This is a genomic window from Methylobacillus arboreus (assembly GCF_020532725.1).
GTDB classification, from domain to species: Bacteria; Pseudomonadota; Gammaproteobacteria; order Burkholderiales; family Methylophilaceae; genus Methylobacillus; species Methylobacillus arboreus.
This window is the reverse complement of the sequence record NZ_JAJAVC010000006.1, coordinates 85,332-98,969: the sequence shown is the minus strand read 5'-3', so window position 1 is coordinate 98,969 and position 13,638 is coordinate 85,332. Positions and strand designations below refer to the sequence as shown.

9 protein-coding genes are annotated in these 13,638 nt (G+C 56.3%); 7 read left to right on the top strand and 2 right to left on the bottom strand.

The features are described 5' to 3' along the window. The first annotated feature begins 30 nt into the window (after nt 1-30). The 5 genes from LG198_RS06545 (at nt 31) to LG198_RS06525 (ending at nt 2,764) form a co-directional block, all read left to right on the top strand. The gene (locus LG198_RS06545; protein WP_230342379.1) at nt 31-438 is read left to right on the top strand and encodes a rhodanese-like domain-containing protein; all 408 of its coding nucleotides are present in this window, start codon (nt 31-33) and stop codon (nt 436-438) included. A gap of 3 nt (nt 439-441) precedes the next feature. Then, nucleotides 442-699 (top strand): glutaredoxin 3, encoded by a 258-nt coding sequence (gene grxC, locus LG198_RS06540; RefSeq protein WP_230342378.1) that lies wholly within the window; start codon nt 442-444, stop codon nt 697-699. A gap of 128 nt (nt 700-827) precedes the next feature. Beyond that, entirely contained in the window at nt 828-1,301 is a 474-nt protein-coding gene (secB, locus tag LG198_RS06535) for a protein-export chaperone SecB (RefSeq protein ID WP_230342377.1), read from the top strand. Beyond that, nucleotides 1,282-1,734 (top strand): SH3 domain-containing protein, encoded by a 453-nt coding sequence (locus tag LG198_RS06530; RefSeq protein ID WP_230342376.1) that lies wholly within the window; start codon nt 1,282-1,284, stop codon nt 1,732-1,734. Before secB ends, LG198_RS06530 begins: the two co-directional genes overlap by 20 nt. Nucleotides 1,735-1,774: 40 nt before the next feature. Beyond that, on the top strand, nt 1,775-2,764 hold the full coding sequence (locus LG198_RS06525) for an NAD(P)H-dependent glycerol-3-phosphate dehydrogenase (RefSeq protein WP_230342375.1): 990 nt from the start codon (nt 1,775-1,777) through the stop codon (nt 2,762-2,764). 52 nt (nt 2,765-2,816) lie between these two features. Here the strand turns inward: LG198_RS06525 and trmL are convergent, their stop codons facing one another. Then, nucleotides 2,817-3,281 (bottom strand): tRNA (uridine(34)/cytosine(34)/5-carboxymethylaminomethyluridine(34)-2'-O)-methyltransferase TrmL, encoded by a 465-nt coding sequence (gene trmL / locus LG198_RS06520; protein WP_230342374.1) that lies wholly within the window; start codon nt 3,279-3,281, stop codon nt 2,817-2,819. Nucleotides 3,282-3,296: 15 nt separating this feature from the next. Next, a complete protein-coding gene (locus tag LG198_RS06515; protein ID WP_230342373.1) occupies nt 3,297-3,968 on the bottom strand; it encodes a ComF family protein in 672 nt (223 codons plus the stop codon). A gap of 232 nt (nt 3,969-4,200) precedes the next feature. Between LG198_RS06515 and LG198_RS06510 the strand changes: the two genes are divergently transcribed. Further along, nucleotides 4,201-4,542 (top strand): hypothetical protein, encoded by a 342-nt coding sequence (locus tag LG198_RS06510; protein ID WP_230342372.1) that lies wholly within the window; start codon nt 4,201-4,203, stop codon nt 4,540-4,542. Nucleotides 4,543-4,735: 193 nt separating this feature from the next. Next, nucleotides 4,736-13,267 carry a GH36-type glycosyl hydrolase domain-containing protein gene (locus LG198_RS06505; RefSeq protein WP_230342371.1) on the top strand — a complete coding sequence of 2,844 codons (8,532 nt, stop codon included), beginning with the start codon at nt 4,736-4,738 and terminating at the stop codon, nt 13,265-13,267. Nucleotides 13,268-13,638: the final 371 nt, after the last annotated feature.

Sequence of the window (13,638 nt, the reverse complement as noted above, 5' to 3'; positions counted from 1 at the left end):
AATGTTTTTGGACGTTATCTTGGGGTGAGTGTGGATTTTTTTGTAAAGAATGCATTGTGGATCGGGCTGGCGATTGGTTCCGGCATCATGCTGTTGTTGCCGGCGATCAAGCGTGGTGCAGGGACTAGTGTGAATGCCAGTGACGCCGTGTTGCTGATCAACCGGTCACATGCCGTCGTACTTGATGTGCGGGATGATGCCGAGTTTGCGGCCGGGCATATTGCCGATGCCAAGCATATTCCACTGGCACAGTTGCCAGACCGCCTCAAGGAACTGACCCGGTTCAAGGACAAGCCCATGCTGGTTTACTGCGAAAGCGGTGCGCGTGCAGGCAAGGCCGTTTCCTTGCTTGCCAAGCATGAATTCAAGCAGGTGCAGCAGCTGCAGGGCGGCGTGAAGGCCTGGCAGGATGCCAAGCTGCCCCTGGTGAAAGGCTAGACCATGGCGAGCATCCTGATGTATACCACCGGCACTTGTCCTTACTGCATCAATGCCGAGCGCCTGCTGTTGAGCAAGGGCGTGCAGCAGATCAGCAAGGTGCGTGTTGACCTTGAGCCTGAGCTCAGGGTGAAAATGATGGAACAGACCGGCAGGCGTACTGTTCCGCAAATTTATATCGACGATCTGCACGTGGGCGGGTTTGACGAACTGCGTGCGCTCGATAGGGCTGGCAAGCTTGACCCCTTGCTAGCCAAGTAGTGTCATGGTTTTGTAGTACAAAACCTAGGCTGAAGCGGATAGAATAGCAAGCTTGAATTTGAAACGCTTTTTATTATTTTTATTAATGAGGGACGCGCACTGCGCAACCCGGAGTCAAGGGAAGAGAAATGGCAGAAGAACAGGCAGCAGCACAAGAGCAGCAACCGGCATTTGGTATCGAGAAGGTTTACGTAAAAGACCTCTCGCTGGAAATTCCGAATGCGCCACAGATTTTCACTCAGCGTGAAACACCTCAGGTTTCCATTGAGTTAAGTAATGCAACCGCGCAACTGGAAGACGGTATTTATGAAGTCGTGGTGACGGTTACCGTCACTTCCAAGTTCGGTGAAAAAACCGTGTTCCTGGTGGAAGTGGCCCAGGCTGGTATTTTCCAGATCCGCAACGTGCCGCAGGAAAATATCGAAATCATCCTCGGTGTGACTTGCCCCAACATCATTTTCCCGTACGCGCGCGAAACCATCTCTGATGTCGTGACGCGTGCAGGCTTCCCGCCCGTATTGCTCAACCCTGTCAATTTCGAAGCGCTTTATGCACAGCAGAAACAAGAACAGGCCAAGACGAATGGTGCAACAACCCACTAAGCGCCTTTTTGTCGCTGTACTGACATTGCTGATGCCTATGATGGCATCGGCAGTGGAGTTCCGTTCCATCTCCGTGCCCAAGGCGGTGTTATATGACGCGCCTTCTGCACAGGGGAAGAAGACGTTCATTCTCGGCCAGGGTTACCCGGTCGAGGTGATCGTCGATCTGGGGCAATGGCTCAAGGTGCGGGATGCACAGGGTGGTCTTAACTGGGTTGAAGCCAAGCAGCTTGCGACCAAGCGCACCGTGCTGATCAAGGGTGGACAGGCTGATTTGCGGCAGGGTGCCGATGCAGCTTCAGCCTTGTTAGGCAGGCTGGACAAGGACGTTGTGCTTGATATGCTTGAGCCACCAGCCAATGGCTGGGTCAAGGTCAAGCATCGTGACGGCCTGGTCGGTTATGTGCTGGCTTCATCTCTTTGGGGATTTTGATGCCTTGGGGCTTTCGATGCGGCTTGTTAAGTAGTTCTTTATGAAAATCTCTATTTTAGGTGCCGGGGCCTGGGGTACGGCGCTAGCCCTGCAAATCAGCCGTCAGCACCAAGTGTCTCTCTGGACGCGTAATCAGGCGCATATCATGGATATGCAGGTGACGCGCGCCAACCTGCAATATCTCGGCGACTTTGCCTTCGGCGACCAGCTTACCGTAGAGGGCGACCTGGCCCGTGCGCTGGACGGCACAGACCTTATTGTCTCCGTCGTGCCGACCAATGGCTTCCGCAATGCGCTCAAGGAAATCAAGCGCCTGGGCTGCGATGCTCCGGTGATTTGGGCCTCCAAGGGGCTTGAAGCTGCCACTGCCAAACTGCCGCATGAAGTTGCGCAGGATGAACTGGGCGACAGCCGCCACTGGGGCGTATTGTCTGGCCCGAGCTTTGCCGCGGAGCTGGTGCGGGGCTTGCCTACAGCAGTGACACTGGCTGCCAATGATGCAGACTTTGCAGCCCGCGCAGGTGCTATCCTGCATGGCGGCAATTTCCGCGTTTATACCAGCACGGATGTGACTGGTGTCTCTGTCGGCGGGGCGCTCAAGAATGTGCTGGCAATTGCAGCAGGCATCAGCGATGGCATGCAGTGCGGCAACAATGCGCGTGCAGCGCTCATTACGCGCGGTATTGCCGAAATGACGCGCCTGGGCGTGGCGCTTGGCGGTGCCAAGGAAACCTTCATGGGATTGACCGGCGCGGGCGATCTCATCCTGACCTGTACCGGGCAGTATTCCCGCAACCGTGAAGTGGGCCTGCGGCTGGCCAATGGCCAGACCTTGCAGGAAATCCTCAAGACCTTAGGGCACGTGGCGGAAGGCGTGCATACTGCGCGCGAGGTGGTCAAGCGGGCCAGCCTGCTCGGCGTTGACATGCCGATTACACAGGAAGTCGATCAGGTGCTATCGCACGGACGCTCTCCGCGGCAGGCGATGGAAAACCTGCTCAATCGCGAGCAGAAGTCGGAGTCTGTGTAAGTACCCGGCGATCTTCAGAAAAAAGCACCGTTTTGCGGTGCTTTTTTATTGCCTAGGCTGCGCCGGAGAAGTCATGCTGGCGCCAGGCTTCGTAGAGCAGAATGGCCGCCGAATTTGAGAGGTTAAGGCTGCGGCTTTCCGGCATCATCGGAAGCCTGACTCTATGTTCCGGGCTGAACTCGGCGCGGATTTCCTCCGGTAGGCCACGTGTTTCCGGACCAAACACGAATACATCTCCCGGCAAGAACCGGATGCTGCTGTGACGGGTGCTGCCTTTGGTCGTGAGTGCAAACATCCTGCGGCCAGCCAATGCCTGTTTGCAGGCTTCCCAATCCTCATGCACGAGCAGGCTGGCATATTCATGGTAATCCAGCCCTGCGCGTTTGAGCTGCTTGTCCTCCAGGCTGAACCCCAGCGGTTTGACGAGGTGCAGGCGGGTGCCGCTGTTGGCGCAAAGGCGGATGATGTTGCCGGTGTTCGGTGGAATCTCTGGCTGGTATAAAACGATTTCAAACATGGGATGCTAAATAAGTTACTGGGAAAGGGTGCGGGCAATCACCCAGCATTCTACATGGCTGGCGCCGGCAGCCTTCACTGTTTTTGCCAGCGCGTTGAGGCTGGCTCCCGTGGTCATGACGTCATCCAGCAGCACAACTTTCATACCTTGCAGCGAAGTGTTGCAATCAAACGCGCCATGCATGTTCTTGATGCGTTGCTTGTAGGGCAGGCTGGCTTGCGGTGGCGTGGGCTTGATGCGTGCGCAGGCTTGCAGGTTCAGCGGGATATGCAGCTGTTTGCTGACGACCTTGGCAATTTCCACGGACTGATTGAAACCGCGTTGCTGCAAGCGCTGTTTGTGCAATGGCATGGGAATGATGCAGTCTGCAAATGACTGTTGTCGTACATGTTCGGCAAGCAGATTCCCCAGGGAGTGGGCAAGCGTAAGCAACTGTCTGTATTTATATTGCTGCAAGAGCGCAGATAGCGGGAATTGGTATTGAAACAGGCTGCGAGTGGTGTCAAAAGCCGGTGGTGCCTGGATGCAATGGCCGCATAGATGGCCGCCTGGACTGGGCAGCGCGCATTGGGGGCAGGTATTGGAAAGGTGCCAGGGCATGTCATGCAGGCAGTTGCCGCAAATGCCAAGAGAACCTGCCTGCCAGCTTGAACAAAGCAGGCATGACTGTGGAAACAGTAACTCCATAAACCTGGTCACACGCATATTGGGTTCGCAACAGCTAAAGCGGATAACGCATTGTAACGCCTTGTTTATATGGATTACCCAATGGTTGTTCTTGTCCATGCGCTAAATCAACAAATATCGATTTGGAATCCTCATGATTTCAAGCCTATTTCTGCAACATCATTGAAACCATTTCCTACAATAATCGCAGCGTGTACTGACAGCGAGATCAATATCTAGCCTACATGGCACCATGAAAAAATCCTCTAGCATGAAGTTTCTTACTAATAATGAGCTCATGCTCACAAAGGAGAACGTGATGATGAAACTATATGGTGCGATCCTGTCAGCCCTTTTGATAGCGGCAACTTCCAGTGTTTATGCTGCGCCAGCCGTTGATGAGCCTCCGGCCCATAAGCAGAAAAAAGCCGTGCCTGATACGACTTCAAGTGGTGATTACCTGGAAACCCAGGATCAAGGCGCAACTGACAAAAAGGGTAAGCATGAAGGAACCACGCCACGCAATGCACAGCCTAAAGGCGAGCGTTTCGAAGCTGACCCTGAAAAAGGCGGCACTGAAGTCAAACAAAAATAAGATATAAGTAGTGCCTCAGGGAGGGGGTGTGCTTATGACGAGCATTTCCTGAGGTATTTGCGTAAATACGTGGCAGTAAGCATAGAATAAGCCTAGACTGAATTTCCGGCTTGGTCGTTTGATCATGGTGATCAACTCTACATCGCTCAAGCGTCAAGCCTCAATTCAAGCTGTTTCAGCCTATAAAGGCGTTATGAATTCCATACTCCGTTATGTCATGGAGAGTCGTTGCAAAGCGTCTCCCTGGAGTGACCACACCCCGATTCGAGAAGAACTTTTCGGTATCGAACGGCTGGAGCAACATGCTGAAAGTTTAGCGGTTGCCCAGGCTGTCACTGCTACACCTGTCACTGTAGTGTCCTTGCAAAAGCGCTTGAATAGCAATGCTGAAGTGTTGCTTGACGCCTATCATACAATTGCGGCCGAGCTGGAGAGTGGCCATAACGTGGTGCATGCGGCCGAATGGCTGCTGGATAATTACCACATCGTCGAAACCCAGATCCGCGAAATTCGCGATGATTTGCCTCCTGGGTACTACCGTCAATTGCCTAAGCTTTCCGGCGGCCCGTTCGCGGGCTATCCCAGGGTGCTGGGGCTGGCATGGGCTTTCGTTGCGCATACTGACAGTCATTTTGATCCTGAGATTTTGCGCCGATTCATTCATGCCTATCAACGCATACAGCCGCTCACGATTGGCGAGCTATGGGCAGTGGCGATTACCTTGCGCATTGTGCTGGTTGAAAACCTACGCCGGCTTGCAGACCAGATAGATGCGGGACGAACCGCGCGCGCTGACGCCGAAGACCTGGCAGAGACCTTGCTGCAGCCCGGCCGGACGCGAATAGAACTGGACAGGGATATTGCCTCGCGTTCTGCGGAGCCCTTATCTGATACGTTCATTGTCCACTTGTCCAAGCGCTTGCGCGACCAGGATCCTCGCACCATGCCTGCTATGGCCTGGTTGGAAGAGTTGGCCATGAGGCAGGGGCTTTCGGTCGATGACCTGGTGCAAAAAACTCAGCAGCGCGAAGGTGCTTCCAATGTCAGCGTGCGCAATGTGATCACCAGCATGCGGCTGATTTCCGATATCGACTGGGCAGCATTATTTGAAAGCGTGAGCCTGGTGGATGCCCGCTTGAACCATGGAAGCGGTTTTTCCGTCATGGATTTCCCCACCCGCAATCTGTACAGAAGTGCGATTGAGCAATTGGCACGTGGCTCATCCTGTTCAGAACTCGAGATTGCAGAGACGACGCTGCAGTTATGCGAGCAGGCGCGATTGGACGGGGAAGCAGCCGATGCGGCGCGGACTGGCGAGCCTGGCTATTACCTGATTGCGGAAGGCAGGGGCACGCTTGAAAAAGCCATTCGCTTCCGTCCATCCACCAGGTTGCGGATTAGCCGGTTTAATCTGCGCATGGGGATTGGCGGTTATATCAGCGCGATTGCATTGGCCACCATTGCATTATTGCTGCTGGCATTGCATTGGCTCGATCTGGAGCCTGAGATATTCCTGGCCATTGCATTGGTCGGGTTTATCCCTGCAAGTGAAGCCGCGACCAGCCTGGTCAACCGCTTTGTTGTGTGGAGTGTCTCCGCCATGTCTTTACCGGGGCTGGAATTGAAGTTGGGGATTCCCTCCTCGCTGCGCACTGTAGTTGCGGTTCCCATCCTGCTCACCGATGAAGCCGAGCTGTTCAAGCATATAGAGCGGCTGGAAGTGCATTACCTATCCGGGCTTGGCGGCGATATTTATTTTGCCTTGCTGTCTGACGGTATCGATGCGGATCAGGAGGATTTGATCTCGGATAGCGCCTTACTGGCACAGGCCAGGATATCCATCGAAAAGCTGAACCAGAAGTATGAAGGGGATGGCGGGATCATCCAGGATACGCCGCGTTTTTTATTCCTGCATCGCCGCAGGGTATTCAATGGCGCCGAAGGCAAATGGATGGGCTGGGAGCGTAAGCGGGGCAAGCTGCATGAGTTGAACCGCTTGTTGCGCGGCGCTACTGATACAACATTCGTCACGACGGATGGCGATTGGCCCCAGGTGCCTCAAGGCGCGCGCTATGTCATCACGCTGGATGCTGACACCCGGTTGCCGCGCGACACGGTAGGCAAGCTGGTGGGCAAGATGGCGCATCCGCTTAACCAGGCCATCTTCAGCGAGATGGAGCAACGCGTTGTCAGGGGCTACGCCATCCTCCAGCCGCGCGTCACGCCATCATTGCCGTTGGATCATGAAGGCTCGTTTTACCAGCGCGTATTTTCAGCGCCTGGCGGCATGGACCCTTATGCGGCCGCCAGTTCCGATATCTATCAGGATATGTTCGGCGAAGGCTCTTATACCGGCAAGGGCATTTACGATATCGATGCGTTCGAGGCGGCTTTGGCCGGTCGCGTGCCGGAGAACGCCATGCTGAGCCATGACCTGTTCGAGGGAATATTTGCCCGTGCCGGCCTGGCCTCGGATATCGAGGTTGTCGAGGAATCGCCCAGCCGCTATGACGTGGCCTCAAAGCGCCAGCACCGCTGGACCAGGGGGGACTGGCAATTATTGCCGTGGATATCAGGTTTGGCGCATGCGGGCGCGGTGCCGATCATCGGCCGCTGGAAAATGCTGGACAACCTGCGGCGCTCATTGGTGGCCCCGAGTTTCCTGGCTGTCTTGGTTTTATGCTGGTGGCTGCCTTTCGCCCTGGGTATAAAGGCGATTGCCATTGTCTTGATGCTATATGTGCTGCCGAGTTACCTGCCTATCCTGTTATCCGTGTTGCCGCGCCGCCGGGACATTCACCTGCGCAAGCATGTCAGCAACCTGGGTAATGACCTGGGGCAAGCGGCGTCCTATCATTTTCTGTCCATTGCATTGCTGGTGGACCAAGCCTGGAGGATGGGCGACGCTATTATCCGAACGCTGGGGAGGTTGTTCATTACCCGCAAGTATTTGCTGGAGTGGACCACCGCAGCCCAGTCCAAAAGCAACCCCCGCTTAACCCTGGGTGGCTTTTACCGTGAAATGGCGGGCAGTACGGCATTTGCGATAATACTCTGCGCCGGCACGCTGGCATTCTCACCCGCTTCATGGCCGTTGGTATTGCCATTTGCCATGCTGTGGGCCATGGCGCCATTGCTGGCTTTTTGCGCGAGCTATCCCCCGTCTCCTGAGAATACCGAGGATATCCCCGAGGCAACCGCGGAGGCGTTAAGGCTGACGGCACGCCGTACCTGGCGTTTCTTCGAGCGGTTTGTCACGCCGTTGGACAATATGCTGCCTCCTGACAATTTTCAGGAAGAGCCTGCCCCGGCGATTGCACACAGGACTTCGCCCACCAATATCGGCCTTTATCTTCTCTCCACCGTTGCGGCAAGGGATTTCGGCTGGTCCGGCACCATGGAAGCGATAGAGCGCCTGGAAGCGACGCTGGCCGTGATGCGCCAATTGCCGAAGCACAGGGGCCATTTGTTCAATTGGTACGGCACGCTCGACCTCAGGGTGCTTGAGCCGCCTTATGTCTCGTCTGTCGATAGCGGCAACCTCGCCGGCCACCTGATTGCGCTGGCCAATGCCTGCGAGGAGTGGACAGATACATCCAAAGTCGCCCATGCCAGGTCCGGCATGCTGGACCATTTGACGCTGGCACGGGAAGCACTCATTGTCTCTCCGATTGCCAATGATGAAACGGGAAAGCTGCTTTTGTCCCGGCTTGAGGAAATCGCTGTCCATTTGGACGATGCTCAACTGATGAGCATGCTGCCGGCATTGAAGCGTTTGACTGACAAGGTGGCGGTGGTCATTCGCGGGGTGATTCCTGTCGGTGATTATGATAATCCGCCCGATGTGATCTTCTGGGTCGATGCCCTGGCGCAGTCAGTGGCAGCGCACTACCATGATCAGCTGCTGATTCAAGAATCCCCCGGCGCTATCAATGACAGGCTGCGGGCCATTGCCACCGCTGCGCGTGAAATGGCAGTGGCGATGGATTTTGCCTTCCTGATCGAACCGGAGCGCAAGCTGTTGTCCATAGGGTATAGCCTGGTCGATAACAGCCTGGACCAGAGTTGCTATGACCTGCTGGCGTCCGAGGCCCGCCTGGCAAGCCTGTTCGCCATTGCCAAGGGAGATGTCTCCACCAAGCACTGGTTCCGTCTTGGCCGCACCGCGACGCCTCTCGGCAATGGATCGGCGCTGATCTCGTGGTCGGGCTCCATGTTCGAGTACCTGATGCCATCATTGGTCATGCGGGCACCGGTAGGCAGTTTGCTGGAACAGACCAACAAGCTGATTGTCGCCAGGCAACAGGATTATGGCCGGTCGCTGGGGATCCCTTGGGGAGTCTCCGAATCCGCGTATAACGCCCGTGACATCGAGTTCACTTACCAATATTCCAACTTTGGCGTGCCCGGCCTGGGCCTGAAGCGCGGGCTGTCTGAAAACCTGGTGATTGCCCCTTATGCTACCGGTCTGGCCGCCATGGTGGATCCCAAGGGTGCGCAGGCAAACTTTGCTTACCTTGCCAGCATAGGCGCGGCGGGGCGCTATGGTTTTTACGAGGCGCTGGATTTCACCCGGTCCAGGCTGCGCGAGGATCAAAAGGTTGCCATCGTGCACAACTATATGGCGCACCATCAGGGCATGACCATCGTTGCGATTGCCAATAGCCTGCATGATGGCGAGATGCGGAACCGGTTTCATCGTGAACCGATGATTCAGGGTTGCGAGCTTTTGCTGCAGGAGCGCATGCCCAGGGATATTGCGATTTCCCGTCCGCGCGCAGAGGAGGTGAATGCTGCGGCTGCGGAGGCCAGGGACAGCATCCCCATTGTGCGCCGGTTGACTGCCAAGCCCTCGGAACATCCGATTACCCACCTGCTTTCCAATGGCGCCTACTCCGTCATGCTCACCGCCACAGGCGCGGGCTATAGCCGTTGGCACGATATCGCTGTAACGCGATGGAATGAAGATGCGACGCGTGAAAATGACGGCTATTTCATCTTTATCAAAGATATCGGCAGCGGGGATATATGGACAGCGGCTGGGCAGGATATCCATACAACCGCGCATCAGCGACCGAAAACCAGCGACATCGTTTTCAGCGAGGATCACGCGGAATTCATCCAGCATGGCAACAATCTGATCACGCATATGGATGTGGTCGTGTCCGGAGAGGATGATGCGGAGGTGCGCCGGGTTTCACTCACCAATAACAGCCGTCGTCCGTATGAGCTGGAACTGACTTCGTATGCGGAGTTGGTGTTGACCACGCCGGCGAGCGACAAGGCCCACCCCGCGTTTGCCAAGATGTTTGTCGTCACCGAGTACCTGGCCGAATTTGGCGCGCTGCTGGCCACGCGCCGTTTGCGTTCAGCCAACGAACCCCAGGTATGGGCTGGGCACTTTGCCGTGGTTGAGGGCGAAACGACAGCGCAACCGCAATATGAGTCAGACAGGTCGCGCTTCATCGGGCGTGAAAACACGCTGAAATCAGCGGCTGTGATCGTCGATGGAGAAAACCTCTCCAATACCGTGGGTACGGTGCTGGACCCCATATTCTCGCTGCGAAGCCGCCTGATGCTCGCCCCGGGGAAAGTGGCGCGGGTGGCCTACTGGACCGTGGTCGCCTCCTCGCGGGAAGCGCTGCTCGACATCATAGACAAGCACCATGACCGCAGCGCATTTGATCGTGCGCGGACGCTGGCCTGGACCCAGGCGCAGGTGCAACTGAGGTATCTTGACGTGGCACCGGAAGAGGCTGCGGATTTCCAGCGGCTGGCAGCTCCTGTTCTGTATGCGGACCAGCGTTTCAGGTCGCATGCCGACGCGATTGTTCGCGGCGCAGGCTCCCAGTCGGGGTTGTGGTCGCAATCCATTTCCGGCGATCTGCCTATCGTCGTGTTGCGTATCGATGAAGTCGAAGATATGCCCCAGGTGCACGAGTTGCTGCGTGCCCACCAGTATTGGCGTATGAAGCAGTTGTTTGTCGACCTGGTGATCATCAATGAGCGCGCATCCTCCTACGTTCAGGATCTGCAAATCGCCATAGAAACCGCCGTGCGTACTTGCCAGGCAAGGCGGCGGGCGGGCGAGGACCTGGCAAAGGGCATTGTGTATACATTGCGGGCCGATTTGATGAGCACCGAATCCCGGGCCTTGCTGCATGCGGTGGCGCGGGTTGCCTTCCTCGCCCGGCATGGCTTGATTGCCGAGCAGTTGGCGCGCCTGGCGCAATTAGCAGTCACAACACCGGTGGCCAGAGCGGGCAATACTGGAAAAATATCGCCGCCACACTTGGCCGCCGCTCCCGATCTTGAGTTTTTCAATGGCCTGGGCGGCTTCGCCAAGGACGGCAGGGAATATGTCACTGTTTTAAACGCCGGTGTGGCAACCCCGGCTCCCTGGATCAACGTCGTTGCAAACCCCTATTTCGGTTTCCAGGTGTCGGCTTCAGGCAGCGGCTATACCTGGGCCGACAACAGCCGGGAGAACCAGCTCACCTCATGGTCGAATGATGCCGTCATGGATCCTGCCGGGGAAGTGTTCTATGTGCGCGATGACGCCACCGGCGAGCTATGCAGCCCAACCGCGCAGCCCCTGCGCGACGAGGGCACCTATATTGCGCGGCACGGCTATGGCTACAGCCAGTTTGAACATAGCGCGAATGAGCTTGAACTGACATTGCTGCAATATGTGCCGCTGGATGACCCGGTCAAGATTTCGCGCCTGGTGATCCGCAATCTTTCCGGGCGCGCTCGCAGCTTGTCGGTGACCGCGTACACGGAATGGGTGCTAGGCACCTCCCGCGGCGCCTCTGCTCCCTTTGTCATGACCGAGCTTGATGCCGTCACGGGGGCCATGCTGGCGAAAAATCCCTGGAGCCTTTCTTACGCCAACCGTATTGCGTTTGCCGACCTTGCCGGCAAGCAAACGCTTTGGACGGCTGACCGCACGGAGTTTATCGGACGCTGTGGCGACCTTTCCGCGCCTGAAGCCCTGATTGGCAGCCTGTCGTTGTCCGGCAAGGCCGGCGCAGGGATGGATCCTTGTGCAGCACTGCAACGCACGGTGCATCTGGAGGCGGGCGAATCAATTGAGATCGTGTCCCTGATCGGCCAATGCGCTTCTCTAGAAGGCAGCAGGGCCCTCATAAAGCGATATCGTGAACTGGACCTGGATACCGTATTCAACCAGGTCAGCGATTACTGGCAGGGATTGCTGGGCAGCATCCAGGTGAAAACACCAGATCGTGCGATGGACATCATGCTCAATGGCTGGCTGCTCTATCAAACCATGGCTTGCCGTATCCGGGCGAGATCGGCGTTTTATCAAGCCAGCGGCGCTTATGGCTTCCGCGATCAACTGCAGGACTGCATGGCGTTGGTATTTGCCTCGCCGGAAACCAGCCGTACGCATTTGTTACGCGCTGCCGGACGGCAATTTGCCAAGGGTGATATGCAGCACTGGTGGCAGCCTCAATCCGGGCAAGGGGTGCGCACCCGTATCTCCGACGACTGTGTCTGGCTTGCCTATGCCGCCGCGCACTATGTTACCTGTGCCGGGGATACCGCCGTGCTGGACGAAAATGTGCCCTTCCTCGAAGGCCCTGCCTTGCATGAGGGCGAGCACGACAGCTTTTTCCAGCCGATGCTCGCGGATGAGAGCGCCTCTCTCTATGAGCACTGCGTGAGAGGCCTGGAGCACAGCATGCTGCTGACAGGGGAGCATGGCTTGCCGCTGATGGGCACCGGCGACTGGAACGACGGCATGAACCGGGTGGGCGAAGCCGGTCGCGGGGAGAGCGTCTGGCTTGGCTGGTTATTGATACGCACCATCGCGTTATTTGCGCCCATTGCATTGGCACGTCAAACACCGCTTGATAAGGAACGCGCCAAACGCTGGCAGGCGCATGCCGAATCCGTCAGGCAGGCGATTGAACGGAAAGCCTGGGATGGCAAGTGGTATCGCCGCGCCACGTTTGATGATGGGGCATGGCTGGGGTCGAGCGAGAGCAGGGAGTGCCAGATTGACTCGATTGCGCAATCATGGGCGGTGCTGTCAGGCGCGGCTGATCCCGGACGTGCCGCAGTGGCCATGGCATCGCTGGAGCAACACCTGATCCGGAAGAGCGACGGGCTGGCCTTGTTGTTTGCACCGCCTTTTGACCAGACGCATCATGATCCAGGCTACATCAAGGGCTATCCCCCCGGCTTGCGGGAAAATGGCGGCCAGTACAGCCATGCCGCGATGTGGACGATTCTTGCCTTCGCCAAACTGGGTGAGGGCACTAAAGCGGCCGAGCTCTTCGCGTTGCTCAACCCGATCAACCATGCGCGCAGCCTGGCAGAAGTCGAGCGCTACAAGGTGGAACCCTACGTAATCGCGGCTGACGTATATTCAGTGGCACCCCATGTTGGACGCGGCGGCTGGACCTGGTACACAGGCTCTGCGGGATGGATGTACAGGGCCGGGATAGAAGGGATTTTAGGCATAAGACGAGCAGGCAGCATGTTGCTGGTGACGCCCTGCATCCCTGCCGAATGGGGAATGTTTGAAGCCGAGGTAAATGTGCAGGGCACGCAATACAGTATCCGTGTCGAAAACCGGTCCGGCACTGGCGCCGGTATCCCTGGTGCAACATTGAATGGTTCCAGCCTGGCGTTGACCGATGGCGTGATACAAGTGCCGCTTAGTGGAGGGGTTCATGCACTCACTATTGTCTATTGAGAAATATATGTGTCGGCAACCAACCCTGAAAGTCTCCAACCCTTGTTAATCAATTTCTATGTGTGTTATCGCATAGACACCCTCATTGACCGGGTGTAAAACTGATGAGTACTAGTTAAGGGTTAAGAATGATAAATTCTACGAATAGCCAGCATAGCGTGGGAAATTTTCTGATCATCGCCATATCGAATCCAAGGCTTGAACCTTATTTTGTCGATCAGCTCACTTCAAAACTAAGATATGAAGCCAACGACGGGATATCGATGATTATCGATATGAAAAACAGAGAGTTTTGTATGTTGTGCCATTGGAAGAAAATCCCTTCAAGAGATTCCTGCCGGCTAAAAGCCTGAAGGAGTAGCCGTGCAGGA

Bases quoted from the DNA above. Each gene is read 5' to 3' on its own strand.
- grxC (WP_230342378.1), top strand. From the start codon at position 442: ATGGCGAGCATCCTGATGTATACCACCGGCACTTGTCCTTACTGCATC.
- secB (WP_230342377.1), top strand. From the start codon at position 828: ATGGCAGAAGAACAGGCAGCAGCACAAGAGCAGCAACCGGCATTTGGT.
- LG198_RS06530 (WP_230342376.1), top strand. From the start codon at position 1,282: ATGGTGCAACAACCCACTAAGCGCCTTTTTGTCGCTGTACTGACATTG.
- LG198_RS06525 (WP_230342375.1), top strand. From the start codon at position 1,775: ATGAAAATCTCTATTTTAGGTGCCGGGGCCTGGGGTACGGCGCTAGCC.
- trmL (WP_230342374.1), bottom strand. From the start codon at position 3,281: ATGTTTGAAATCGTTTTATACCAGCCAGAGATTCCACCGAACACCGGC.
- LG198_RS06515 (WP_230342373.1), bottom strand. From the start codon at position 3,968: ATGGAGTTACTGTTTCCACAGTCATGCCTGCTTTGTTCAAGCTGGCAG.
- LG198_RS06510 (WP_230342372.1), top strand. From the start codon at position 4,201: ATGAAAAAATCCTCTAGCATGAAGTTTCTTACTAATAATGAGCTCATG.
- LG198_RS06505 (WP_230342371.1), top strand. From the start codon at position 4,736: ATGAATTCCATACTCCGTTATGTCATGGAGAGTCGTTGCAAAGCGTCT.